The organism is Ruegeria sp. BB6 (assembly GCF_056539385.1).
In genome coordinates this window covers 143,345-166,772 of record NZ_JBQFUW010000005.1, presented here as the reverse complement: position 1 = coordinate 166,772, position 23,428 = coordinate 143,345, and the positions used below count along the sequence as shown (strand labels likewise).

At 59.2% G+C, this 23,428-nt stretch carries 24 protein-coding genes; 14 read left to right on the top strand and 10 right to left on the bottom strand.

Annotation, left to right across the window (positions count from 1 at the left end):
* Window positions 1-16: 16 nt before the first annotated feature.
* The 6 genes from sucD (at window position 17) to lpdA (ending at window position 7,677) form a co-directional block, all read left to right on the top strand.
* Complete coding sequence (gene sucD, locus ACR0B7_RS13480) at window positions 17-898, top strand: succinate--CoA ligase subunit alpha (RefSeq protein WP_170353524.1); 882 nt, start codon at window positions 17-19, stop codon at window positions 896-898.
* Window positions 899-938: 40 nt separating this feature from the next.
* Window positions 939-1,481, top strand: a complete 543-nt coding sequence (locus ACR0B7_RS13475; protein WP_170485077.1) for a DUF805 domain-containing protein — start codon at window positions 939-941, stop codon at window positions 1,479-1,481.
* Window positions 1,478-4,435, top strand: coding sequence for a 2-oxoglutarate dehydrogenase E1 component (locus ACR0B7_RS13470; protein WP_170485080.1), 2,958 nt, complete (start codon window positions 1,478-1,480; stop codon window positions 4,433-4,435). Before ACR0B7_RS13475 ends, ACR0B7_RS13470 begins: the two co-directional genes overlap by 4 nt.
* 3 nt (window positions 4,436-4,438) lie before the next feature.
* Window positions 4,439-5,944 (top strand): 2-oxoglutarate dehydrogenase complex dihydrolipoyllysine-residue succinyltransferase, encoded by a 1,506-nt coding sequence (gene odhB / locus ACR0B7_RS13465; RefSeq protein ID WP_170485082.1) that lies wholly within the window; start codon window positions 4,439-4,441, stop codon window positions 5,942-5,944.
* A gap of 2 nt (window positions 5,945-5,946) precedes the next feature.
* Window positions 5,947-6,216, top strand: a complete 270-nt coding sequence (locus ACR0B7_RS13460) for a hypothetical protein (RefSeq protein ID WP_170414993.1) — start codon at window positions 5,947-5,949, stop codon at window positions 6,214-6,216.
* 72 nt (window positions 6,217-6,288) lie between these two features.
* Complete coding sequence (gene lpdA / locus ACR0B7_RS13455; protein ID WP_170485085.1) at window positions 6,289-7,677, top strand: dihydrolipoyl dehydrogenase; 1,389 nt, start codon at window positions 6,289-6,291, stop codon at window positions 7,675-7,677.
* Window positions 7,678-7,733: 56 nt separating this feature from the next.
* Here the strand turns inward: lpdA and ACR0B7_RS13450 are convergent, their stop codons facing one another.
* The 5 genes from ACR0B7_RS13450 to ACR0B7_RS13430 all read right to left on the bottom strand — a co-directional run bounded on the left by ACR0B7_RS13450 (window position 7,734) and on the right by ACR0B7_RS13430 (window position 11,765).
* Entirely contained in the window at window positions 7,734-8,777 is a 1,044-nt protein-coding gene (locus tag ACR0B7_RS13450; protein ID WP_170485088.1) for a sterol desaturase family protein, read from the bottom strand.
* An 82-nt stretch (window positions 8,778-8,859) separates the two neighbouring features.
* Window positions 8,860-9,465 carry a pyridoxamine 5'-phosphate oxidase family protein gene (locus ACR0B7_RS13445; protein ID WP_170485090.1) on the bottom strand — a complete coding sequence of 202 codons (606 nt, stop codon included), beginning with the start codon at window positions 9,463-9,465 and terminating at the stop codon, window positions 8,860-8,862.
* The gene (locus ACR0B7_RS13440) at window positions 9,452-10,192 is read right to left on the bottom strand and encodes a lysophospholipid acyltransferase family protein (protein WP_170485284.1); all 741 of its coding nucleotides are present in this window, start codon (window positions 10,190-10,192) and stop codon (window positions 9,452-9,454) included. Before ACR0B7_RS13440 ends, ACR0B7_RS13445 begins: the two co-directional genes overlap by 14 nt.
* The gene (locus tag ACR0B7_RS13435; protein ID WP_170485092.1) at window positions 10,192-11,091 is read right to left on the bottom strand and encodes an FtsX-like permease family protein; all 900 of its coding nucleotides are present in this window, start codon (window positions 11,089-11,091) and stop codon (window positions 10,192-10,194) included. The genes ACR0B7_RS13440 and ACR0B7_RS13435 overlap by 1 nt, the downstream gene beginning before the upstream one ends.
* Window positions 11,088-11,765: an ATP-binding cassette domain-containing protein gene (locus ACR0B7_RS13430; RefSeq protein ID WP_170485095.1), complete on the bottom strand. Its 678-nt coding sequence runs from the start codon at window positions 11,763-11,765 to the stop codon at window positions 11,088-11,090. The genes ACR0B7_RS13435 and ACR0B7_RS13430 overlap by 4 nt, the downstream gene beginning before the upstream one ends.
* 184 nt (window positions 11,766-11,949) lie before the next feature.
* On the opposite strand from ACR0B7_RS13430, the gene ACR0B7_RS13425 reads away from it, so the two are divergent.
* Window positions 11,950-12,687: a zinc-ribbon domain-containing protein gene (locus ACR0B7_RS13425; RefSeq protein WP_170485097.1), complete on the top strand. Its 738-nt coding sequence runs from the start codon at window positions 11,950-11,952 to the stop codon at window positions 12,685-12,687.
* 9 nt (window positions 12,688-12,696) lie between these two features.
* Here the strand turns inward: ACR0B7_RS13425 and ACR0B7_RS13420 are convergent, their stop codons facing one another.
* The 5 genes from ACR0B7_RS13420 to argH form a co-directional block, all read right to left on the bottom strand.
* Window positions 12,697-15,237, bottom strand: a complete 2,541-nt coding sequence (locus tag ACR0B7_RS13420) for a TIGR02302 family protein (protein WP_480681689.1) — start codon at window positions 15,235-15,237, stop codon at window positions 12,697-12,699.
* 37 nt (window positions 15,238-15,274) lie between these two features.
* Entirely contained in the window at window positions 15,275-16,540 is a 1,266-nt protein-coding gene (gene lysA, locus ACR0B7_RS13415) for a diaminopimelate decarboxylase (protein WP_170485099.1), read from the bottom strand.
* Window positions 16,541-16,605: 65 nt separating this feature from the next.
* A complete protein-coding gene (locus ACR0B7_RS13410) occupies window positions 16,606-16,755 on the bottom strand; it encodes a hypothetical protein (RefSeq protein ID WP_170415035.1) in 150 nt (49 codons plus the stop codon).
* 85 nt (window positions 16,756-16,840) lie between these two features.
* On the bottom strand, window positions 16,841-17,023 hold the full coding sequence (locus tag ACR0B7_RS13405) for an argininosuccinate lyase (protein ID WP_170485101.1): 183 nt from the start codon (window positions 17,021-17,023) through the stop codon (window positions 16,841-16,843).
* Window positions 17,023-18,411, bottom strand: coding sequence for an argininosuccinate lyase (argH, locus tag ACR0B7_RS13400; protein WP_170485103.1), 1,389 nt, complete (start codon window positions 18,409-18,411; stop codon window positions 17,023-17,025). The genes ACR0B7_RS13405 and argH overlap by 1 nt, the downstream gene beginning before the upstream one ends.
* A gap of 21 nt (window positions 18,412-18,432) precedes the next feature.
* Here argH and ACR0B7_RS13395 point away from each other — a divergent pair, with 21 nt between their 5' ends.
* The 7 genes from ACR0B7_RS13395 to ACR0B7_RS13365 all read left to right on the top strand — a co-directional run bounded on the left by ACR0B7_RS13395 (window position 18,433) and on the right by ACR0B7_RS13365 (window position 23,409).
* Window positions 18,433-18,999: a TlpA disulfide reductase family protein gene (locus ACR0B7_RS13395; protein WP_170485105.1), complete on the top strand. Its 567-nt coding sequence runs from the start codon at window positions 18,433-18,435 to the stop codon at window positions 18,997-18,999.
* Window positions 19,000-19,091: 92 nt separating this feature from the next.
* A complete protein-coding gene (locus ACR0B7_RS13390) occupies window positions 19,092-19,421 on the top strand; it encodes a hypothetical protein (RefSeq protein ID WP_170415042.1) in 330 nt (109 codons plus the stop codon).
* Window positions 19,422-19,482: 61 nt separating this feature from the next.
* On the top strand, window positions 19,483-19,869 hold the full coding sequence (locus ACR0B7_RS13385) for a hypothetical protein (RefSeq protein ID WP_170485107.1): 387 nt from the start codon (window positions 19,483-19,485) through the stop codon (window positions 19,867-19,869).
* Window positions 19,866-20,837, top strand: coding sequence for a sterol desaturase family protein (locus tag ACR0B7_RS13380; RefSeq protein ID WP_170485109.1), 972 nt, complete (start codon window positions 19,866-19,868; stop codon window positions 20,835-20,837). The genes ACR0B7_RS13385 and ACR0B7_RS13380 overlap by 4 nt, the downstream gene beginning before the upstream one ends.
* A 90-nt stretch (window positions 20,838-20,927) precedes the next feature.
* Window positions 20,928-21,116, top strand: a complete 189-nt coding sequence (locus ACR0B7_RS13375; RefSeq protein ID WP_170387455.1) for a hypothetical protein — start codon at window positions 20,928-20,930, stop codon at window positions 21,114-21,116.
* Between the two features lie 100 nt (window positions 21,117-21,216).
* The gene (locus ACR0B7_RS13370) at window positions 21,217-22,050 is read left to right on the top strand and encodes an EAL domain-containing protein (RefSeq protein WP_480681684.1); all 834 of its coding nucleotides are present in this window, start codon (window positions 21,217-21,219) and stop codon (window positions 22,048-22,050) included.
* A 183-nt stretch (window positions 22,051-22,233) separates the two neighbouring features.
* Window positions 22,234-23,409 carry an acetyl-CoA C-acetyltransferase gene (locus tag ACR0B7_RS13365; RefSeq protein WP_170415051.1) on the top strand — a complete coding sequence of 392 codons (1,176 nt, stop codon included), beginning with the start codon at window positions 22,234-22,236 and terminating at the stop codon, window positions 23,407-23,409.
* Window positions 23,410-23,428: the final 19 nt, after the last annotated feature.

Sequence of the window (23,428 nt, the reverse complement as noted above, 5' to 3'; positions counted from 1 at the left end):
CATAGGAGAACGCCAGATGGCAGTCCTCATCGACGAAAACACCAAAGTGATCTGTCAGGGCTTTACCGGCTCGCAGGGCACATTCCACTCTGAACAGGCCATCGCCTATGGCACCAAGATGGTCGGCGGCGTGACCCCCGGCAAAGGCGGGATGACACATCTTGACCTGCCCGTGTTCAACTCGGTCCACGAGGCCAAGCATGTGACCGAAGCCAACGCCTCGGTGATCTATGTGCCGCCGCCCTTCGCGGCTGACTCGATCCTCGAAGCGATTGACGCCGAGATGGAAGTGATCGTCTGCATCACCGAAGGCATCCCGGTTCTGGACATGATGAAGGTGAAACGCGCGCTGGAAGGCAGCAAGTCGCGCCTGATCGGCCCGAACTGCCCCGGTGTCATCACGCCGGATGCCTGCAAGATCGGCATCATGCCCGGCCACATCCACAAGCGCGGCTCGGTCGGCGTTGTGTCGCGTTCCGGCACTCTGACCTATGAGGCCGTTAAGCAGACCACCGATGTGGGTCTGGGCCAGTCCACCTGTGTGGGCATCGGCGGCGACCCGATCAAAGGCACCGAGCATATCGACGTGCTGGAATGGTTCCTGGCCGATGACGAGACCCACTCGATCATCATGATCGGTGAGATCGGTGGCTCGGCCGAAGAAGAAGCCGCGCAGTTCCTGGCGGATGAGGCCAAGAAGGGCCGCAAAAAGCCGGTTGCGGGCTTCATCGCAGGCCGCACAGCCCCTCCGGGCCGTCGCATGGGTCATGCGGGCGCGATCGTCGCTGGCGGCAAAGGTGGTGCAGAAGACAAGATCGAAGCCATGCGCTCGGCCGGTATCGTTGTGGCAGAAAGCCCCGCGACGCTGGGTGAGGCCGTGCTGGAAGCGATTGGTTAAAGCAGCGGCTTAGCCGTCTACTTTGAGAGGAACGTAGAACATGACCTTTGGTGAGGCTGTAAAAACGTGTTTCTCCAAGTTCTTCACCTTCTCGGGCCGCGCCTCGCGGCCCGAGTACTGGTTCTTTTTCCTGTTCATCGTGATCTGGAACATCATCGCCGGGATCATTGACTGGCAGTTCTTTACTCAGGTCACGACGACGGAAACGGACACGACGAAATCCGTCGCTGCTACCTCAAGCCAGCCGGTGCAGTCGATCGTCAGCGCAATCGTCTTTTTCCCGCATCTGGCCGTCGCATGGCGTCGGATGCACGATACCGGGCGCAGCGGACTTTACGCGCTGCTGCCGATCCTGCTGATCCTCGGAGCCGCCGCGGTTCTGATTTTTGGCATTGGTCTGGCGTCCAGTTTCCAACATGGCGGCAACCTGGACATCCTGTTTACCCGCGCCACTTTGCTGGTCGTTATTCCGACACTGCTGGTTCTGGTGGTGTCGCCCCTCCTGGTGCTGTGGTGGCTGACCCGCCCCAGTCAACCGGGCACAAATCAATACGGTCCCAACCCCTATGAGGTAACCCAATGACCGAACACTCGCCCAACTCTGCCTTTCATGCCTCGAGCTTTATGCAAGGGCATAATGCCGAATACCTAGAGCAGCTTTATGCCCAGTACACAAAAGACCCCAGCGCGGTAGACGCGGCCTGGGCCGAGTTCTTCAAGGCCATGGGCGACGCCACACCGGACGTCCAGAAAGAAGCCGAAGGGCCGTCATGGGCGCGGACCGACTGGCCTCCGACGCCGGCGGATGATCTGACCGGTGCCCTGACGGGGGAATGGGCCGAGATTGACGCAAAAGCAGCGGGCAAAAAGATCAAAGATAAGGCAGCAGCCAAAGGCGTTGAGGTCAGCGACGACCAGATCAAACGCGCCGTTCTGGACAGTTTGCGGGCGCTGATGCTGATCCGGGCTTATCGGATTCGGGGCCATCTGGCCGCCAATCTGGATCCGTTGGGGATGCGGGCCGCCAGCACTCACCCTGAACTGGACCCCAAGACCTATGGCTTTACCGAAGCCGACATGGACCGGCCGATCTTTATCGACAACGTACTGGGCCTGCAGATGGCCTCGATGCGGCAGATCGTCGATATCGTAAAGCGGACGTATTGCGGCACTTTCGCGCTGCAGTACATGCATATCTCCGATCCTGAACAGGCCGCTTGGCTGAAGGAACGGATCGAAGGCTATGGCAAGGAAATCGCCTTTACCAAGGAAGGCCGCAAGGCGATCCTGAACAAGATGGTCGAGGCCGAGGGCTTCGAGAAGTTCCTGCACGTCAAATACATGGGCACCAAGCGGTTCGGTCTGGACGGGGGTGAGGCTCTGATCCCCGCGATGGAACAGATCATCAAGCGCGGCGGTGCACTGGGCATCAAGGACATCGTCATTGGGATGCCGCACCGGGGCCGTCTGAACATTCTGGCCAACGTGATGCGCAAACCGTATCGCGCCATCTTCAACGAATTTCAGGGCGGCAGCTTCAAGCCCGAGGACGTGGATGGATCGGGCGACGTGAAGTACCACCTCGGTGCCTCCAGCGACCGCGAGTTTGACGGCAACAGTGTACACCTGTCGCTGACCGCGAACCCCTCGCACCTTGAGGCGGTGAACCCGGTGGTTCTGGGCAAGGTCCGCGCCAAGCAGGATCAGTTGAAAGACACTGAACGCACCGCAGTGATGGGCATCCTGCTGCACGGCGACGCGGCCTTTGCCGGTCAGGGTGTGGTGGCCGAAGGGTTCGGCCTGTCCGGCCTGCGCGGTCACAAGACCGGCGGGACCATGCATATCGTGGTAAACAACCAGATCGGCTTTACCACCGCGCCGCATTTCAGCCGCTCCAGCCCGTATCCGACGGATATTGCGCTGATGGTTGAGGCTCCGATCTTCCACGTGAACGGTGACGACCCCGAGGCCGTGGTTCACGCCGCCAAGGTCGCGACTGAGTTCCGCCAGAAGTTCCACAAGGACGTGGTCATCGACATCTTCTGCTATCGCCGGTTCGGTCACAACGAGGGCGATGAGCCCATGTTCACCAACCCGATCATGTACAAGAAGATCAAGACGCATAAGACCACGCTGTCTCTGTATACCGAGCGTCTTGTCAAGGACGGCCTGATCCCCGAGGGCGAGATCGAGGACATGAAAGCCGCGTTCCAGGCTCATCTGAACGATGAGTTTGACGCCGGTAAAGACTACAAGCCCAACAAGGCCGATTGGCTGGACGGGCGCTGGTCGCATCTGGACAAGAACAAGGAAGAATATGTGCGCGGTGATACCGCGATCAAACCCGAGACGATGGCAGAGATCGGAAACGCTCTGACCCACGCGCCTGCGGATATCGCAGTTCACAAGACGGTGGCGCGTCTGCTCGATCACAAGAAACAGATGTTCGATACCGGCAAAGGCTTCGACTGGGCAACGGGTGAGGCACTGGCCTTCGGGTCGCTGCTGACCGAAGGTTATCCGGTGCGTCTGTCCGGTCAGGACGCGACGCGCGGCACATTCAGCCAGCGTCACTCTGGCTTTGTGCATCAGGAGACCGAGGAACGGTACTATCCGCTGAACAATATCCGCGCCGGCCAGTCGCATTACGAAGTGATCGACTCGATGCTGTCCGAATACGCGGTGCTGGGCTTTGAATACGGTTACTCTCTGGCCGAACCCAACGCCCTGACCCTGTGGGAAGCGCAGTTTGGCGATTTCGCCAACGGCGCGCAGATCATGTTCGACCAGTTCATCAGCTCGGGTGAATCGAAATGGCTGCGGATGTCCGGGCTGGTGACGCTGCTGCCGCACGGGTTTGAAGGTCAGGGGCCGGAACACTCGTCCGCGCGTCTGGAACGGTTCCTGCAAATGTGCGGTCAGGACAACTGGATCGTGGCGAACTGTACGACGCCTGCGAACTATTTCCACATCCTGCGCCGTCAGTTGCACCGGACCTTCCGCAAACCGCTGATCCTTGTGACGCCGAAATCACTGCTGCGCCACAAGCTGGCGGTCAGCACGGCCGAGGATTTCACCACCGGGTCCAGCTTCCACCGGGTGCTGTGGGATGATGCGCAACAGGGGAATTCCGACACCAAGCTGGTCGCTGACAAAAAGATCAAGCGGGTCGTTCTGTGTTCCGGCAAGGTCTACTACGACCTGCTAGAGGAACGCGACGCACGCGGAATCGACGATGTCTATCTGCTGCGGATCGAACAGTACTATCCCTTCCCTGCGCATTCGCTGATCAACGAGCTTGAGCGCTTTAAAGGGGCCGAGATGGTCTGGTGTCAGGAAGAACCCAAGAACCAAGGGGCCTGGACCTTTATCGAACCGAATATCGAATGGGTTCTGACCCGTATCGGAGCCAAGCACACACGGCCACGCTATGTCGGCCGCGCAACGTCGGCCTCGCCCGCGACGGGTCTGGCCAGCCAACACAAAGCCCAACAAGAAGCGCTGGTGAACGAAGCGCTGAGCATTGAAGGAAAATAAGCAATGTCCATTGAAGTTCGTGTTCCCACGCTGGGCGAGTCGGTCACCGAGGCCACAGTTGCAACCTGGTTCAAGAAACCTGGCGACGCGGTGGCTGTGGATGAGATGCTGTGCGAGTTGGAGACCGACAAGGTCACCGTCGAAGTCCCCGCACCCGCAGCCGGTGTGATGGGAGAGATCGTCGCCGCCGAAGGTGAAACCGTTGGTGTTGACGCTCTGCTGGCGACAATCGCAGCTGGCGAAGGCGTCGCCCCGGCTCCGGCGGCAGCCCCCGCTCCTGCGGCCGAGGCCCCGGCGGCAAGCGCAGCTAGCGTTGACGTAATGGTCCCCACGCTAGGCGAATCCGTGACCGAAGCAACGGTGTCCACTTGGTTCAAACAGGTCGGCGAAAGCGTCGCGCAGGACGAAATGCTGTGTGAGCTTGAAACCGACAAAGTCTCGGTCGAGGTTCCGGCCCCGGCAGCGGGCGTGCTGGCCGAAATCACCGCCCCCGAGGGCACCACTGTGGATGCCTCGGCCAAGCTGGCCGTGATCTCGGGCGCAGGCGCTGTTGCGGCTCCGGCGGCTGCTCCGGCAGCGGCGGCCCCTGCGGCTGCGGCCACGGGCAGGGACGTATCCAACGCGCCCTCGGCTGAGAAAGCGATGGCGCAGGCCGGCCTGTCGGCGGATCAGGTCACCGGCACAGGCCGTGACGGTCGCATCATGAAAGAGGACGTGGCCCGCGCCGTGGCAACCGCTGCGGCCCCCGCGCCTGCCACCGCTCCGGCCCCGGCCCCTACGCCGCGTGCGCCTGTGGCTGCCGATGACGCCGCGCGCGAGGAACGGGTCAAGATGACCCGCCTGCGCCAGACCATCGCCAAGCGCCTGAAAGACAGCCAGAACACCGCCGCCATGCTGACCACCTATAACGAGGTGGACATGACCGAGGTGATGGCCCTGCGCAGCCAGTACAAAGACCAGTTCGAGAAGAAGCACGGCGTGCGTCTGGGCTTTATGTCCTTCTTCACCAAAGCCTGCTGCCACGCGCTGAAAGAAGTGCCCGAGGTCAATGCCGAGATTGACGGCACCGACATCGTCTACAAGAACTTTGTCCATATGGGCGTGGCTGCCGGTACTCCTACAGGTTTGGTGGTTCCGGTCATCCGCGATGCCGACAGCATGTCCTTTGCCGATATCGAAAAAGCCATCGCCGAAAAGGGCAAGCGCGCCCGCGACGGCAAACTGTCCATGGCGGAAATGCAGGGCGGCACGTTCACCATCTCGAACGGCGGTGTCTACGGCTCGCTGATGTCGTCGCCGATCCTGAACCCCCCGCAATCGGGTATTCTGGGGATGCACAAAATCCAGGATCGCCCCATGGCTATCAACGGTCAGGTCGTGATCCGTCCGATGATGTATCTGGCGCTGTCCTATGACCACCGGATCGTTGACGGCAAAGGCGCGGTGACGTTCCTTGTTCGTGTGAAAGAGGCGCTGGAAGATCCGCGCCGTCTGTTGATGGATCTGTAATCATGGCAACTCATGTATTGTGGCAGGCTGACGTAGCGGACTTTGATGTCTGGCTGAAAGTCTTCCGCGAAGACCAAAAAATGCGAGAGGCCGCGGGAATCCGCGACCTCCACATCTGGAAGGACCCAGATCAGAAAGACCACGCAGTTGCGTTGTTTGAAATCACGGATCTGGAGCGCGCTCAGGACTTTATTGAATCTGAGGAACTGGCCATGCATCACGAGCGTGGCGGGGTTGCCCATATCAAAGTAAAAATTCTGACACCGGTCTGACTATTCCCGGGTGCGCCATCCCGCGATGGCCGCCCGATTCAAGTTTAACTCCTCAGGTTCTAGGAGAATAAAATGGCAAACTATGATGTCATCGTTATTGGCGCCGGTCCCGGCGGGTATGTCTGTGCGATCCGCTGCGCTCAACTCGGTCTGAAAACCGCCGTTGTCGAAGGGCGTGAGACACTGGGCGGCACCTGCCTGAATGTGGGCTGTATCCCGTCGAAGGCATTGCTGCACGCATCCCACCAGCTTCACGAAGCCGAGCACAACTTTGCCAAGATGGGCCTCAAGGGAAAAAGCCCCTCGGTCGATTGGAAGCAGATGCAGGCGTACAAGGACGAGGTGATCGACGGCAACACCAAGGGCATCGAGTTTCTGTTCAAGAAGAACAAGATCGACTGGCTGAAAGGCTGGGGATCCATCCCCGCCGCAGGTCAGGTCAAGGTGGGCGACGAGGTCCACGAGGCCAAGAATATCATCATCGCTTCGGGGTCCGAGCCGTCTTCGTTGCCGGGTGTCGAAATAGACGAGAAGGTCGTTGTGACCTCGACCGGCGCGCTGTCGCTGGGCAAGATCCCGAAAAAGATGGTCGTGATCGGCGCAGGCGTGATCGGTTTGGAGCTTGGCTCGGTCTATCAGCGTCTGGGCGCTGAGGTGACGGTGATCGAATTCCTCGACGTGATCACGCCGGGCATGGACCCCGAGGTGCAAAAGACCTTCCAGCGTATTCTCAAGAAGCAGGGCCTGAAATTCGTCATGGGTGCGGCGGTGCAAAAGACCGAAGCCACCAAGACCAAAGCCAAGGTCACCTACAAGCTGCGCAAAGATGACAGCGAGCATGTGATCGACGCTGATACTGTGCTGGTCGCCACCGGGCGCAAGCCGTTCTCGGACGGGCTGGGCCTAGAAGCTCTGGGTGTTGAGATGACTCCGCGCGGTCAGATCAAGGTTGGCACCGACTGGCAAACCAACGTGCCAGGGATCTACGCCATTGGCGATGTGACCGAAGGCCCGATGCTGGCGCACAAGGCCGAGGATGAAGGCATGGCCGCCGCTGAACAGGTTGCAGGCAAGCATGGCCATGTGAACTACGGCGTCATTCCGGGTGTGATCTACACCTGGCCCGAGGTCGCCAATGTCGGCGAAACCGAAGCCACGCTGAAAGAGGCTGGACGCGCCTATAAGGTTGGCAAATTCATGTTCATGGGCAATGGCCGCGCCAAAGCGAACTTTGCCGCCGACGGCTTCGTCAAAATTCTGGCCGACAAGGACACCGACCGTATTCTGGGCGCGCATATTATTGGCCCTGCTGCCGGTGACCTGATCCACGAAGTCTGCGTCGCGATGGAGTTCGGTGCATCGGCCGAAGACCTGGCCCTGACCTGCCACGCCCACCCGACCTATTCTGAGGCCGTGCGCGAGGCTGCGCTGGCCTGCGGAGACGGCCCGATCCATAGCTAAACACCAAAGGCGCGACGCACAAACGTTGCGTCGCGCCTAGGTCAAACCAATCTGATTTACTCGGCAGGTTCGTTGCTTTGTGTCTGTCCAGGCGTGCTTTCGACCTGACGCTTCCGACGCAGCAGACCCCAGGCGTCTCGGAATGGAACGAAATACAGCTTCATGCATGTGTTCAATTCGTGGCCATTGTCTTTTTCGGTCACGCCAAATTTCACGTCTCTATTGTCTTTGGGCATGACATAGGTGTCGAAAAGGACATCCCAAACCGGAAACATGAAAGCAAAGTTCTTGTCCAAATGATCCGGATGACAACTGTGATGCACATGGTGATGGGCCGGGGACGGGAAGACCTTGGACCAGACACCCGGCCAACGCAGCCAGATATGGGAATGCCGTAGATTGTAACCCACGGCGTTGAATAAGAACATCAATAGCGGCACGCCAAGAACAACCGGAATGTTCGGGTGGTAGCCCAGTACTCGAAAGGTAAAACCGGTTACGGCTCCACCCCCTAGGCCGACCGCCAGATAATAAAACATGTTGTCTATCGGGTGCTCGCGAAAATTCGAGATGGGATGCATGACCTCAGCGCTGTGATGCACCTTGTGGAATTGCCAAAGCAATGGAATCTTGTGTTGCAGATAATGGCAATAAAACGCAATAAAATCAGTAACTAAAAACAGCACACACATATATACAATAGTGATAGCTGCGCCGACCCAACCGGTCAGGTGTTTTCCCTCCTCGGCAGTTTGGGGGTCGAATCCCCCGCTAGCCCAGTAGTATGAAACCGCAGCAGATCCCGCCAGTAGACCCAGCATAAGAAAATGTCCGATCAGCATATGGAAAAAGAAATATCGCAAATCCAACCAAGCCGACGGATGCTTCCATACTTTTTTGGGAAATAAGAACCCGAGAAAGGTTTTCTCGCCTTCAACTTCTGAGGAAGTACGGCGCTTTCGGGCATATATCCAAAAGGCGATTAATAAAGATGTCGCCAGATACAAGAAATATATCCGGTTGCCGGGATCAAGCGGGTATAAAAGCACACTCTTCGCGTGATCGAGGAAAGCGTTCCAATAAGACTGCAACTGCTGCATCCAAACCTCCGGTTCAGCTTATCCTATTCTAGCGCTATGAATTGTCTACCCGTGGGCAATTCCGTGAAAAAGTGTAGACCCTTCACCACATCGTTCTGGCGGCGCGCGGACCCCATTCCGCATCATACTGTGCGCCGCCTTCCTCGCCTTTTGACGCCTCGGCCAGGATTTCACCGACGGATGGCAGCCCGGTACTTTCGTCCCCGCTGGTCCATGTCCCCGCGCGCATCAATGCGCGGGCGCATTGCGTGTATATCTCTGCAATTTCAATCACGATCACGGTCGCAGGACGACGGCCAAGTTTTTCAAACCGGCCCCGCATGTCTTCATCCACCGTCAGACGCGCGCTGCCGTTCACACGCACAACATTGTTGGACCCCGGCACCAGAAACATCAGGGAAACACGCGGGTCGCGCACGATGTTGCGCAGACTGTCCAGCCGGTTGTTGCCCCGCCAGTCGGGCATCGCCAGCGTCCTGTTGTCCAGTTCCAGAACCACCGGCCCATCATCGCCGCGCGGACTTCCGTCCACCCCTTCAGGGCCAACCGTGCTGAGGATGCACAAGCGCGACGCCATGATCCATTTTCGGTATAACGGTGTCAGCCGGTCCGCCACTTTGCGCAGGGACGGCGCTCCGGGCGTGCCATAGAGACTCTCGAGTGTTTCGATGTCCTCAATAAACTCCATCAGGATCAAACCCCACTTCCCGCATTAACGCGTTCGAGCGGCTCTCGATCACATCTTCCAGCCGTTCAAGAAACGCCTCGCGCGCGACGCCCGGTTCGATCGGCTCAAGAAAATCGACAATCGCCAATCCGGGTTTTCGCATGATTCCCGTTCGAGGCCAAAAGACCCCCGCGTTTGTTGCTGCAGGAACGCAGGTGAAACCCAACCCTTCGTACAGCACCGCCGTACCCACCTTGTATGGCTTTTGCACACCCGGAGCCACCCGCGTGCCCTGCGGGTAGATGACAAGCTGGCCGGGCTCTGCGAATTCGGTTGCAACATCCTTGACCATCTTGGCCACAGCCGCGCCCCTTTTACCGCGATCCACGGGGATACAACCGAGCCGACGCGCATAAAGACCAATTATCGGCGTCCAGAGCAGTTCCCGCTTCATGATAAACTTCCCATGCGGGACAGCGTTGAAGATGATCATGATATCCAGGAAAGACTGGTGCTTGGCCCCGATCACCACTTCATCCACGGGCACTGTACCCCGGACTTCGCAGCGGATACCCACCATCCAACGCGCCATCCACATCGTTGATCGAGCGTAAATCTTGCATGCCTGCAGTGCGCCGCGCTTGGCGAAAAGGGCATAGGGCGCAAAAACAACGCCCAGTACAAACATCCATGTGTAGATCACGATCATGAAGATCAAAGACCGAACCCATTGCAATGCTGCGGTCATCATGAAAGCTCCGTCAGTTTACGGGTTGCGGCGCTCCAGGTGGCCAGAAACGCGACGGCGGCGCCCAGTACGGGAATCATAGCTGGCAAAAACCAGCCAAGCCCCTGAAATCCAAGCCCGGTCAAAAAGCCCCCTTCGTCCGAGGCTTCGGGCAAAAGCAGCACCCCTGTCATACCTAACAATACCCCGACCACGGCCCCAAAAAAGGCCCGATAGGTAAACCGGCGAACAAAGGCGTTTGCGATAAATCGGTCGCGTGCTCCGACCAGGCGCAACACTTCTATGATCTGTGCGTTTGCGGCAAGCGACGCATTGGCGGCCAAGGTGATCATTGCGGCCGTAGCTCCGCCGATCAGTAGAATGGATACCCAACCCAGCCGTCTTAACGATGTCGCCGCATCGACCAGAGGTTCACGCCAGCGGGTGTGGTCGTCAAGAACTGCGCCCGGCACCTCGGCACCAAGTCGCAGGCGTAGACCGGCGGCATCCAGCCCCGGCTCGCCCTCGATGATTTCGATCAACTGCGGGACGGGTAGCGTGTCCAACGGAAGATCGGGGCCAAACCAAGGGGACAAAAGGGCCAGTTGTTCTTCCGAAGTCAAAGCACGGGCAGAAGCAACGCCGGGCGTTTGCGACAAAACAGTCAACGCGGCCTCGGTCTGTGCGGCAAGCTGATCGGACGGCGCGTTGATGCGCAGCGTGGCAGCCCCCGCCAGTTCGGTTGCCCAGCGATCCGCCAACCTGCCGGATGCCAGCGACAGGGCCAAGGCGAAAACTGCAAGAAAAGCCATCGCGCCAGACACGAACAGTGTCAGTTGAGCCGTGTATCCCGTGGGTGGCACAACCCGATCCGCGCGTTTGTCACGCTGAAGCAGGTTCCTAATGGTGCCCTCACTCATAGGTCCGCCCCCGCCAGTTGTACTTGTCGTTGCGAAATGCGCAGCACCCGCGCCTGTACCTGACTTTTGGCCGCCCGGATCAGGCTTAGGTCATGGGTGGCGATCAGAACCGTCTTTCCCATCCTGTTCAACTCGACCAACAGGCGCAACAGACGCTGCGACATGTCCCAATCCACGTTCCCGGTCGGTTCGTCCGCCAGAACCACATCGGGCGACAGGATAACCGCGCGGGCCAATGCCGCGCGCTGACGCTCACCGCCTGACAACTCAGGAGGAGCCGCGTCCTGTCGGGCGCCCAATCCGACCCAGTTCAGCAGTTCGGCCAAGTCTTCCTGCTGCGCGGATTCGGCGCGACCGGACACCATCAGCGGCAGGGCCACATTTTCGGCCAGCGTCATGTGATCCAGAAACCGGCAATCCTGATGTACAACACCGATCCGACGGCGCAGCAGGGCCATTTGGTCCCGATCCAGACCCGCGACATCCTGCTCGAACGCGCAAAGCCGCCCCGAGGTCGGCAACAACGCCCCGTAGCAGAGTTTGAGCAACGTCGTCTTGCCAGCCCCCGAAGGGCCGGTCAGAAAATGAAACGATCCGGGATGCAGCCGAAGGGACACATCGCTCAGCAATGCTCCACCACCATAGGTATAGCTGACATTTTCCAGCTCGATCACCGGCGCCCCCGTTTTTTGCTGCTGCTCTTCTTGCCCGAGCACAGTCGCGGTTTCAATGCCTGTACCGGGTCGATTTGGTGACACTTGCGGCGCGAAACCGAAAACACCCTTTGCTGTCTGGTCTTAACGGAATATCATTCCTGAAAAAACTACTATCAGGTCAATACTATGGCCGGGAGGCAGCATGCGTCTTACATGTCCGAATTGCGGTGCCCAATATGAGGTTCCAGACGAGGTCATCCCCGAACAGGGGCGTGACGTGCAGTGCTCCAACTGTGAAAAAACCTGGTTTCAGGCAAAACAACCAAGTCCTGCAACCTCACCCGACGTGGCAGAACCTGACGCGGACGTGGTCGAAGACACGCCAACGCCGCCCGCGCCCGAACCGCAGCCGACCAAAACCGAGTCCAAGCCAGCAGAAGCCGCAACAACTGGCAATGTGGACCCGGCTGTCGCCAACATCCTGAAAGAAGAAGCTGCGCGCGAGGCCAGTTTGCGCGCGAAAGAAGCCGAAAGCCTCGAAACGCAACCCGATCTGGCACTGGACCCGCCTCCGCAGCCAGAGCTTGATCAGGCGGTCAAGGATCTGACAACCGAGGGTTCAGGAGAACAGGGTACGTTGCCGGATGTCGATGCGATAAATTCCTCTCTGCGCAGCGACGAACCAGCCCCGAAGAAAAAGAAGAAGAAAAAGAAAGAAGAAGTCGAGCTGCTTCCGCGCAAGTCCAGCGGAGGGTTCCGGCGTGGTTTCCTATTGATGGTGATCATCGGCGCGGTCCTGTTCCTGATCTATGGCAACGCGCAAAGGATATCCGAAGCTGTGCCGCAGGCTGATCCGGTACTGGACAGCTACGTCACCCTGATCGATCAGGCACGTGTGTGGCTCGAAGCGCAAACCAATTCCACCCCTCCGCAAAACTGATCTGTGACGTCAGAAGCGCTCTAACAGGCGTTTGAGATATTCCAGCTCAATCTCGGGGCGGTCCGATTCTCCGGTCCGGCGACGGATTTCATCCAGCAATTCGCGCGCGCGGCGATAAACGTCTTCGCCCTGCAGCAGGTTGTCATCGGTTGAGATCGACCCAGACGCGCCCGGGCTACGGCCCAATGGATCGCGGCTGTTGGCCTGCATGTCACCTTCCTGCGCGCCTTGGCCGGGCTGATTCTGCTGGTTCTGGGCCAACGCCTCACCCAGTGAACGCATACCTTCGCGCAGGGCTTCCATTGCTTCGGACTGGCGATCTATGGCTTCGGCCAGATCGTCACCGCGCAGCGCTTGCTCTGCCTCGTCCATGGCGCGGCCCGCACGACCCAACGCGTCACGGGCGGCTTCGCCCTCGGGCGTTCCGGTACCGGGCAGGTTCTGTTGCTGACGGCCCAACTCATCGCGCAGCGCCTGCTGCCGGTCAGCCAGCGAACCATCGCCCTGCTGACCCTCTCCGGCCTGATCCGAGCCCTGACCCTGACCACCTTGACCTTCGTGACTGTCACCACGGCCCTGACCACCATTTCGGCCTTCATTGCCTTGGTTCTCGCCTGCTTGCGCACCGGGGTTGAACTGTTCCTGCAGATCACGGAACGCCTGATCACTCAGCCCCTGTTGTTCGCGCAGCGTTTCGGCCAGACCTTCCATGGCCTGCTGGCCCTCGGACTGTTGGCCCTGACCCTGACCTTGCGTGACGCGCATGTTTTCCATCATTTGCTGGAATTCCTCCAGCGCCTGCTGCGCCTCGGCCATGCGGCCCTGTTCCATCAGCTCCTGAATGCGATCCATCATGCGCTGCAAGTCGTCCTGCGTCATTTGCATGGTCTCGCCGTTCTGACCTTGCTGACCTTCCTGACCGTCATTTTCCTGCGCCAGCCGCTGAAGCTGCCGCATATAGTCCTGCGTGGCCTCGCGCAGCTCCTGCATCAGTTCGGCGATTTCCTCATCGGTTGCGCCGTTCTGCATCGCTTCGGTCAGGCGCTCCTGCGCGCGACGCATGCGTTCCAGCGCATCCGCCAGCGTCCCTTCTTCGATCAGCACCGCAAGATCCCACAAGGACTGAGCGATCTCAGCTTGCTGCTTTGGCTTCAGGTCGTATTCGGTGAATGTTTCAAGCCGCCGAAGCGTCACGCGCAATCGCAGATAGGCCGTGTCCGAGCGGAACAGATCCTCGGGCAGATGCGAAACGGCCCGCAATACCTGCGCAACACGCGTGGCGTTCTCGCGCGTCCACAACAGGTCACGGCGCTGTTCGATGATCGCCGCGGCCAACGGGTCAAAAAAGCGACGGGCAGGCAGAGCGGTCATATAGGGTTCTGACTGCGTTTCCTGATCCGCAGCATCCCGCGCGGACAGAGTGATTTTGACAGGCAGATGCGCCCAGGGATGTTCCGAGAAATCCTCGATGAAGTCCTCGATAAAGTCGGTGCGATCTCCGGTAATCGGCATCGGTAGCTCTACAGAAATGACCTCGCGCGGCTCTGGCTCAGGCGTCAAACCGTAACGGCGATCAACTGAGGCGAGATCAAGTTCGATGGTGGCCGTACCGGATTGAACTCCATAGTCGTCACCGGCAGCATAGGGCAGCTTCATCTGCCCACCAGCTTCGGCCGTGGCGATGTCGGCAACTGCGATTTCGGGGGGAACATCCGCGATAACATCCAGCGTCCACTCCCGCCCCGAAGGTCCGCCGATCTTTAAAAGGCCGGACCGATCAGCGACAAATTCCTGCTCTGGCGCGGTCGCGCCCTCAGCCCCCAAAGGTGTCGTGGTTTCCGTAAGGCTATGTGCGCCAACCTCGCCATAAAAGCGCAGAGTGATACGGCTGCCCTGCGGGATCGATAAGATTGGGTCCGACTGATCAGCCAGATAAAGCGTCGGCAGACCCGTATAGCGAGGAGGCTCTACCCACCCTTCCCAGCTTGGTCCCTGATCCGCCATTGCAGCGCCCGGAGTCATTTCGGCCACAGACCCTATTCGCCAGAATGACCCGAACAAAGCGGCGATCACCAAGGCCAGCAACGCCGAATACCGCAGCGCGTAAGGATCACGATCCGCAAGGCGCAAATCGGGTTTTACGGGCTGGGCCTGTGCCGCACGACGGGCCATCCGGTTTTGGTGCGCTTGCCACAAGGCGACCGAATCCGCATCCCTTGCCCCAATTGCCTGATCGTCCATCAACGCCTGAATTGGTCGGCCCGGCAGGGTTTCATCCAAACGCATCAACGCTTCGGCGCGCGTGGGCATATGGAATCGCTGCGCGCCCAAACCCAGTGCCGCCAAAAGGCCCAGCACAACCAAAGACCCCACGATCCAGACAGTCTCAACCGTCACGAGATCCTGAAGTCCCAGCATCAAAGCTGCCAAACTCGCCATCAGGATCGAAAAGAACGGCCAAAAGGCACGCCAAACCCGCTCGGCCAGCATCCCAGTGTGCGTCAGCCACAGGGACAGCCTAGGGATCGGCAGGGGCAGTCGTTTGGTCAAGTCGGGCCTCCAACAGTGGGCCCGCGCGCCTATCGCGTCAAAGCCACTCTGGTATGGTATCGCGGTTTATGATTTCGTCAAAGCTCGGGCGTTCACGAATTACGGCGAATTGATCGCCATGCACCAGAACTTCGGGGATCAGAGGGCGCGTATTGTATTCGCTGGCCATGACCGCGCCATAGGCTCCGGCGCTGCGGAAGGCCACCAGATCACCCGGCGCAAGCGGCGGCATGTTACGCTGTTTGGCGAAGGTATCTCCGGTTTCGCAAACGGGTCCGACGATATCATAAGGTTGTTGTTCCACGCCCGGCGCGGGTTCCTGAACGGCGACGATATCGTGATGCGCCTCGTACATTGCTGGGCGGATCAGGTCGTTCATGGCCCCGTCGAGGATCAGGAAATCGCGGCCTTCGCCCGATTTCACGTAAATCACCTTGCTGACCATCAACCCTGCATTGCCTGCGATCAGGCGGCCCGGCTCGATCTCGATCTCACAGTCCAAATGGCCCAATGTCTTTTTGATCAGCGCGCCATATTCCACCGGCAGCGGCGGCGCATCATTGGCGCGGGTATAGGGTATGCCCAGACCGCCGCCCAGATCGAGACGACGGATATTGTGCCCTTCACTGCGCAACTGTTCGGTCAGCTCGGCGACCTTGGTATAGGCCAGCTCGAACGGCTCCAACTCAGTCAGTTGCGAGCCGATATGGACGTCGATGCCAATCACCTCCAGCCCCGGCAGGGTGTCGGCATGGGCGTAAACCTCTGACGCGCGCGCGATCGGGATACCGAACTTGTTCTCCGACTTGCCGGTGGCGATCTTGGCGTGGGTCTTGGCGTCCACATCCGGGTTCACCCGCACGGTGATCGGCGCAACCACGCCCAGATCAAGGGCGACCGCATTGATCACCTCCATCTCGGGCTCGGATTCCACGTTGAACTGGCGTATGCCGCCGGTCAGAGCGGTACGGATTTCATCCGCTGTCTTGCCAACGCCCGAAAACACGATCTTGTCGCCCGGCACGCCTGCGGCCTTGGCCCGCAGATATTCCCCGCCCGAGACCACGTCCATCCCCGCGCCCGCCTGCGCCAGCGTTTTCAGGATCGCCTGATTGCTGGCCGCCTTCATCGCATAGCAGACAAGGTGGTCCATGCCGTCCAGCGCATCATCGAACAGCTTGAAGTGCCGCAGCAGTGTGGCTGTCGAATAGACATAGAACGGGGTTCCGACCGCTGCTGCGATTTCGGAGATTGGGACGTCCTCGGCGTAAAGCGCGCCGTCGCGGTAGAGAAAGTGATCCATACCCGCGCGCTTAGACCAAAAAGGGCGCGCGGATCAATGGATTCTGCACAAGCCGTGGCGTTGCGTCAGTTGGTCGTTGAAACGCCGACCCGCCCATAGCCGGAAATCTTGATCCCTGAACCGCCTGAGTTGGCTTCGGGTTCTGGACGAGGGTTGGACGAAGGTTCACACGCCGCCAGAACGACAAGCGACAGGATCAGGCCAAAAGTTTTCATTCGTGTCTCATCGGTGTTGAGGTGCCAAAGCGCAGGCTACCGAGTGCAGATGGGAGCGGAACCAGTAAATTGCAATCGCTGCGCGTCAGAGGCCCAGATAAATCCCCAAACCGCCGCGTTGCAGACCAATTCCACCGCCGACATAGGTGCCGCTGCTGCCGACGCCGATATTGGCATTCATTGTTGGCTGAATCGGTTCGCCATCCGCACCGCACCCGGCCAGAACCGCTCCGACCGAGATCAAAAGCAACACACGCACGATCTGCATTACACCAGCGCCTTCCACCGCTTGATCTGGGCACGCACCTGATCCGGCGCCGTGCCGCCGTAAGACTGGCGTGAGTTTACCGAGTTTTCGACGGTAAGAACAGAATAGACATCATCCGTGATGTCCGCATGAACCGACTGCATGTCGTCCAGCGTCAGATCGGGCAAGTCGCAGCCTTTGGATTCGGCCATCGCGACCAGCGAGCCTGTGACGTGATGCGCGTCGCGGAACGGCAGGCCCAGCACCCGCACCAGCCAGTCGGCCAGATCGGTCGCGGTCGAGAACCCCGACCCCGCCGCAGCCGCCAGACTGTCGCGGTTGGCGGTCATGTCCTTGACCATCCCCTCCATCGCGGCCAGCGCCAGCATCCAGTTGTCGGCGGCGTCAAACACCTGCTCCTTGTCTTCCTGCATGTCCTTGGAATAGGCCAGCGGCAGACCCTTCATCACCATCATCAGCGCCGTATTCGCGCCATAGATACGGCCCACCTTGGCGCGGATCAGCTCGGCGGCATCAGGGTTTTTCTTCTGCGGCATGATCGACGAACCGGTCGAAAAGCGATCAGACAGTGTTACAAACCGGAACTGGGCCGAGGACCAGATCACCAATTCCTCAGCAAAGCGCGACAGGTGAACAGCGCAGATCGAGGCGGTAGACAGAAACTCCAGCGCGAAATCCCGGTCGCTGACTGCGTCCAGCGAGTTTGCCGCTGGGCGGTCAAAGCCCAGCGCCTCAGCCGTCATCTGGCGGTCGATGGGGAAAGACGTCCCCGCCAGCGCTGCCGCGCCCAAAGGAGATTCGTTCATCCGGGCGCGCGCATCGCGGACGCGCGACAGATCGCGGCCAAACATCTCAACATAAGCCATCATGTGATGGCCCCAAGTGACAGGCTGTGCCGTTTGCAGGTGAGTAAAGCCGGGCATGACCCAATCGGCCCCGGCCTCGGCCTGTGTCAGCAAGGCGCGGATCAAGGCCAGCAGGCCGGTTTCCGCCGCATCGAACTGATCACGGACCCAGAGTTTAAAGTCGGTCGCCACCTGGTCATTCCGCGACCGGCCTGTGTGCAAACGGCCTGCCGGTTCTCCGATCACCTCTTTCAGCCGCGCCTCGACATTCATGTGGATGTCTTCCAGCGCGGTCGAAAACTGGAACGACCCCGACTGGATTTCTGACAAAACGGTGAGCAGCCCTTCCCGAATGGCTTGCGCGTCACTATCAGTAATAACGCCTGTGGCTGCCAACATGGCGGCATGGGCGCGCGAGCCTGCGATGTCTTGGGCTGCCATCCGCTGATCGAACCCGATCGAGGCATTAATCGCCTCCATGATCGCGTCTGGACCGGCGGCAAAGCGGCCGCCCCACATCTGGTTCGAGGATTGATCGGTCATGTAAGAAAACCCGGAGTTGATATGCGCCTATTTCGTCTGATCCCCCTTTATATGGCCCTTGCGCTGGGTGCAAACGCGGCTTTGGCCACAGACGCGGAAACTCTGGGTCCGCTGCGGGACGGCACATTGAAACGCCTGATCCTGCACAAAGAACCGAAACCCGTTGCTGCGGTTGAATTCCAGCTTGAAGAAGATGGCGGTGCCGCCTCGCTTGAAGATTACCGGGGCAAGTATGTTTTGCTGAATTTCTGGGCGACGTGGTGCGCGCCCTGCCGTAAGGAAATGCCGCAGCTTGCCGAACTCCAGCAGGAATTTGGCGGCGATAAGTTCCAAGTTCTAACTCTGGCCACGGGGCGCAATTCGCCTGCCGGGATCAAGAAATTCTTTCAGGAAAACGGCATTGAAAACCTGCCGCGTCACCAGGACCCCAGATCCGCCGTTGCCCGCGAGATGGGGGTTCTGGCACTGCCCATTACCGTCATTCTGGACCCCGAAGGCAACGAGATCGCACGCCTAATCGGAGATGCCGAGTGGAACTCGGACAGCGCCAAGTCGATCATTTCAGCGCTCGTAGAGCCTGAAAGTTAAGGCGCGCGGCCTTTTCCCGTCCAGTTGTGGTAAACTGATCCCGGCCCCTATGGGCCGGTTTTCTTTTGCAACCTTCAGGAAGGGAGACGGCAATGAAACCGGTAGTTCTGTTAGTTGGTCGTTTACCAAATGTCATCGGTGATGTGGCGCTACAGTTGGATCATCTGCCGATCCAATGGCTCGGCGCACACGACACCGATGAAGTCCGGCGGCAATTGGACACCGAACCAAGAATAGCCTGCGCAATCATTGGCGCAGGGCTGGACGACAAGACCCGAGGAGAGTTGGTGGGCATCATCGCGGCGCGCAGGCCCGACATCTGCATCCACCTCAAGGACAGGACATCTGGCCCGGAAGGGTTGGTGCCGTTTGTCCAGCGGGTGGTTCAGCACGAAATCCTGGAACGGCTCGAAGCAAGCTGACGTTACGCCACCTTTGACAGCCACCCGGCCACTCTGCACTTTGCTCAACGGGAGGACGGCTGTGCCGCTGGAAATTCTTTTGGTTCTGGTGATCGGAGGAATCACCGGAATCACCGCGATGTTGCATTTGACGGGCAGGTCCCGTTTGCGCGCGCTGACGCAGGATGGTGCGCGGCGTGAATGGCTGCGGCATTCTCCAGACGACTACATCATTGACGTTACTGTTGCCCATGATGGGCGTTCGGCGCTCATCCGCACGCCCTCGGGGAACGGTTTGGTCTGGGTGTTCGGTATGGATACCGTTGCCCGGCATCTTCTGGATTTCGACTGGCTGGATCGCCCCGACGGGTTCGAAATCCGGTTCCACGAATTTGGCACGCCTAAGGCAATCGTCCACCTTGATGACTTTGAACGCCAGCACTGGCGGCACCTGTTGGAGCCCTCATGACCGATCAAGTGACATTCCCGGACGCCGTGCAGTGGGCCGTCCCGGTCTTTATCGCCGCGATCCTTGCCGAGTTTCTGTGGATCGCGATCAAAGGCAAAGGCGGGCGATACGAGACCCGCGATGCCGTGACCTCATTGATCATGGGCGCGGGGAATATCGCTTCCGATCTGTTGTTGGGAGTTATTGTCTACACATTCTTCATGTGGCTGTGGCAGATCACGCCCTTGAATCTGGGCACGTCGATACCCGTGATCATCCTTTGCTTTGTGCTGGATGATTTTCGCTACTACTGGGTGCACAGGTTCGGCCATCGCATCCGTTGGGTCTGGGCCAGCCATGTGAACCACCACAGTTCGCAGCACTACAACCTGACCACCGCGCTTCGGCAGACATGGACCTATACATTCACCTTCATGATGGTCGTCCGCGCGCCCTTGATCCTACTGGGATTCCACCCCGCAATGGTTCTGTTCTGCGGCGGGGTGAACCTTGTGTACCAGTTCTGGATTCACACCGAAGCCATCCACAAGATGCCCCGCTGGTTTGAAGCGGTCATGAACACGCCCAGCCACCATCGCGCGCATCACGGACGCAACGCTCGCTATCTGGACTGCAACTATGCCGGCACGTTTATCGTCTGGGACAAGCTGTTTGGAACCTTCGTGCCGGAACAAGAACACGACCGCGTCGATTACGGGCTGGTTCACAATATCGGCACGTTCAACCCGCTGCGCGTCGCTTTCCACGAATGGGTCGGTATCTGGCGCGATGCAACCCAGCCGGGCCTGACGCTGCGCCAGCGACTAGCCTACTGCTTCGCGCCTCCGGGCTATAGCCATGACGGAAGCCGCGACAACTCGGAACAGATCAAGGCCAAGCATATTGCCCATCATCCCGAAGATCGCGGAACGCCCGGATTCGAGCATTTCCGAGACGATGAGCCTAATTCGCAAGCAGAACGTGCCTGAACCCACCGAATCTGCCTAGGTACTTTCTTGAATTCCGGCCTGCGCAGTCCATATCCTCAGGAAGCGCAATGTAACGACCGGAGGCGGATCATGACCCGATTTTTGACCATATCCACTGTTCTGGGTCTGGCGGGTCTGGTTGTCGCGATGCTGACAGCACTGGCTGGAACAGCGTCCTCGCTTGTCGTGCTTGGGTTTTCCATGATGGCTCTTGGCTTTGCCGGAGCTGTGATCGGCGCGGCAGCGTCCCTGGGGCGCATCTGGGAAACAGCACGCTAATCTTGCTGCCTCAGGTATTGATGCCCTCCGTTAACCGCAGATTCATGAGTTTGCTTTGATATCCGAACCTGACCGATGACGGGCAGGGAACGTTGAACTCATGCAGGACAGGACACTGGCAGATTTGCCCGAGGGGTCTGAAAACCCCTCGAACTCGGCCGTTACCGCCAGGGATGCGACAACCGTTCAGATGGCGTCCGACGCCGTGAAACACAAGCAATGCAAGCTGGCGTTTCAGCCGGTTATGCAGGCCAATCCCCCCCATGGCGTCGCGTTTTACGAAGGCTTTATCCGGGTTCTGGACGAAACAGGCCGCGTGATTCCTGCGCGCGAGTTCATGCCCCAGCTTGAAAACACCCCGATCGGTCGCGAACTGGACTGTATCGCGCTTGAAATGGGCTTGCGCACACTGGCCCGGACTCCGGACATCCGAATGTCGGTGAACATGTCGGCACGCTCGATCGGATATGCGCGATGGTCCCGCGTGATGGAGAGATTTCTCAAAAAAGACCCCAGCATTGGTGAAAGGTTGATTCTTGAGATTTCAGAAGACTCGGCAATGACCCTGCCCGAGCTGGTGGTCGATTTCATGGACCGCATGCAACCGCGCGGCGTTGCCTTCGCGCTGGATGATTTTGGTGCCAGCAATTTCAGCTTTCGCCACTTCCGCGAGTTTCTTTTTGACGCCGCAAAAATCGACGGCCAGTTTGTACGTGGGATCAGCGACAACCCCGACAATCAAGCACTTGTCCGCGCCCTGATCGCCGTCGCGCGCGAGTTTGAAATTCTGGTGACAGCCGAATCGGTTGAAACACGGGAAGACGCGGAATTCCTTGTCGCAAGCGGCGTTGACTGCCTGCAGGGTTTTTTGTTCGGCGCACCATCTGTCTCAGCCCCTTGGAAATCTGGAAAACTTAATAAAACAGGCAGTTGACCATGGAAAAACCGCCTGTTCACGCCCTGAGACAAGCTGCCCGTTGCTGCAACTGCAGCATTGCGCTATGCCATGATCAGTTGGAGCGGGGGATCATGAGGCGCTCGGGACTGTCAGAGGGCGACCTCTGTGACTTGCGCCGTCACGTTTCCCACAGGACCTTGACGGTAAAGGATTGTCTAAATGACCAACGTAGTAATCGCATCCGCAGCACGCACAGGCGTCGGCAGCTTTGGCGGATCGTTCGCCAACACCCCTGCACATGATCTGGGGACCACAGTTCTCGAGTCTGTCGTGGAACGTGCAGGGATCGAGAAGGGCGAAGTGTCCGAGACCATTATGGGTCAGGTTCTGACTGCAGCTCAGGGCCAGAACCCTGCGCGCCAAGCTCATATCAACGCCGGCCTGCCTAAAGAAAGCGCGGCCTGGGGCATCAACCAGGTCTGTGGCTCGGGGCTTCGGGCGGTTGCGCTGGGTGCGCAGCACATCCAGTTGGGCGATGCTGAGATTGTAGCCGCTGGCGGTCAGGAAAACATGACCCTGTCGCCGCATGCCGCCGCACTGCGCGCAGGACACAAAATGGGCGATATGAAATATATCGACACCATGATCCGCGATGGTCTGTGGGATGCGTTCAACGGCTACCACATGGGTCAGACCGCCGAAAACGTGGCCGAGAAATGGCAGATCAGCCGCGACGCGCAGGACGAATTCGCCGTGGCCAGCCAGAACAAGGCCGAAGCTGCGCAGAAAGCCGGTAAGTTCGCCGACGAGATCACGCCCTTCACCATCAAGACCCGCAAGGGCGATATCGTGATGGACAGCGACGAGTACATCCGCCACGGCGCGACCATGGAGGCCATGGCCAAGCTGCGCCCCGCCTTCACCAAGGACGGCTCGGTCACGGCAGCGAACGCGTCCGGTTTGAACGACGGCGCGGCCGCCACCCTGCTGATGTCGGCTGAAAACGCTGAAAAGCGCGGGATTGAGCCGCTTGCAAGGATCGCATCCTACGCGACAGTGGGTCTGGACCCCTCGATCATGGGCGTTGGCCCGATCTACGCGTCGCGCAAGGCGCTGGAAAAGGCGGGCTGGTCGGTCGGCGATCTGGATTTGGTTGAAGCCAACGAAGCCTTTGCCGCGCAAGCCTGCGCCGTAAACAAGGACATGGGCTGGGATCCTTCGATCGTGAACGTGAACGGTGGCGCCATTGCCATTGGCCACCCGATCGGGGCCTCGGGCTGCCGGGTTCTGACCACGCTTCTGTTTGAAATGAAACGCCGCGATGCGAAAAAAGGTCTGGCGACCTTGTGCATCGGCGGCGGCATGGGTGTCGCCCTCTGCGTGGAGCGCGACTAAGTGCCCTGAAAATGGCATA

What these genes read in the sequence shown, in the direction of transcription:
- sucD (WP_170353524.1), top strand. Translation starts at nt 17, where the DNA reads ATGGCAGTCCTCATCGACGAAAACACCAAAGTGATCTGTCAGGGCTTT.
- ACR0B7_RS13475 (WP_170485077.1), top strand. Translation starts at nt 939, where the DNA reads ATGACCTTTGGTGAGGCTGTAAAAACGTGTTTCTCCAAGTTCTTCACC.
- ACR0B7_RS13470 (WP_170485080.1), top strand. Translation starts at nt 1,478, where the DNA reads ATGACCGAACACTCGCCCAACTCTGCCTTTCATGCCTCGAGCTTTATG.
- odhB (WP_170485082.1), top strand. Translation starts at nt 4,439, where the DNA reads ATGTCCATTGAAGTTCGTGTTCCCACGCTGGGCGAGTCGGTCACCGAG.
- ACR0B7_RS13460 (WP_170414993.1), top strand. Translation starts at nt 5,947, where the DNA reads ATGGCAACTCATGTATTGTGGCAGGCTGACGTAGCGGACTTTGATGTC.
- lpdA (WP_170485085.1), top strand. Translation starts at nt 6,289, where the DNA reads ATGGCAAACTATGATGTCATCGTTATTGGCGCCGGTCCCGGCGGGTAT.
- ACR0B7_RS13450 (WP_170485088.1), bottom strand. Translation starts at nt 8,777, where the DNA reads ATGCAGCAGTTGCAGTCTTATTGGAACGCTTTCCTCGATCACGCGAAG.
- ACR0B7_RS13445 (WP_170485090.1), bottom strand. Translation starts at nt 9,465, where the DNA reads ATGGAGTTTATTGAGGACATCGAAACACTCGAGAGTCTCTATGGCACG.
- ACR0B7_RS13440 (WP_170485284.1), bottom strand. Translation starts at nt 10,192, where the DNA reads ATGACCGCAGCATTGCAATGGGTTCGGTCTTTGATCTTCATGATCGTG.
- ACR0B7_RS13435 (WP_170485092.1), bottom strand. Translation starts at nt 11,091, where the DNA reads ATGAGTGAGGGCACCATTAGGAACCTGCTTCAGCGTGACAAACGCGCG.
- ACR0B7_RS13425 (WP_170485097.1), top strand. Translation starts at nt 11,950, where the DNA reads ATGCGTCTTACATGTCCGAATTGCGGTGCCCAATATGAGGTTCCAGAC.
- lysA (WP_170485099.1), bottom strand. Translation starts at nt 16,540, where the DNA reads ATGGATCACTTTCTCTACCGCGACGGCGCGCTTTACGCCGAGGACGTC.
- ACR0B7_RS13410 (WP_170415035.1), bottom strand. Translation starts at nt 16,755, where the DNA reads ATGAAAACTTTTGGCCTGATCCTGTCGCTTGTCGTTCTGGCGGCGTGT.
- ACR0B7_RS13405 (WP_170485101.1), bottom strand. Translation starts at nt 17,023, where the DNA reads ATGCAGATCGTGCGTGTGTTGCTTTTGATCTCGGTCGGAGCGGTTCTG.
- argH (WP_170485103.1), bottom strand. Translation starts at nt 18,411, where the DNA reads ATGACCGATCAATCCTCGAACCAGATGTGGGGCGGCCGCTTTGCCGCC.
- ACR0B7_RS13395 (WP_170485105.1), top strand. Translation starts at nt 18,433, where the DNA reads ATGCGCCTATTTCGTCTGATCCCCCTTTATATGGCCCTTGCGCTGGGT.
- ACR0B7_RS13390 (WP_170415042.1), top strand. Translation starts at nt 19,092, where the DNA reads ATGAAACCGGTAGTTCTGTTAGTTGGTCGTTTACCAAATGTCATCGGT.
- ACR0B7_RS13380 (WP_170485109.1), top strand. Translation starts at nt 19,866, where the DNA reads ATGACCGATCAAGTGACATTCCCGGACGCCGTGCAGTGGGCCGTCCCG.
- ACR0B7_RS13375 (WP_170387455.1), top strand. Translation starts at nt 20,928, where the DNA reads ATGACCCGATTTTTGACCATATCCACTGTTCTGGGTCTGGCGGGTCTG.
- ACR0B7_RS13370 (WP_480681684.1), top strand. Translation starts at nt 21,217, where the DNA reads ATGCAGGACAGGACACTGGCAGATTTGCCCGAGGGGTCTGAAAACCCC.
- ACR0B7_RS13365 (WP_170415051.1), top strand. Translation starts at nt 22,234, where the DNA reads ATGACCAACGTAGTAATCGCATCCGCAGCACGCACAGGCGTCGGCAGC.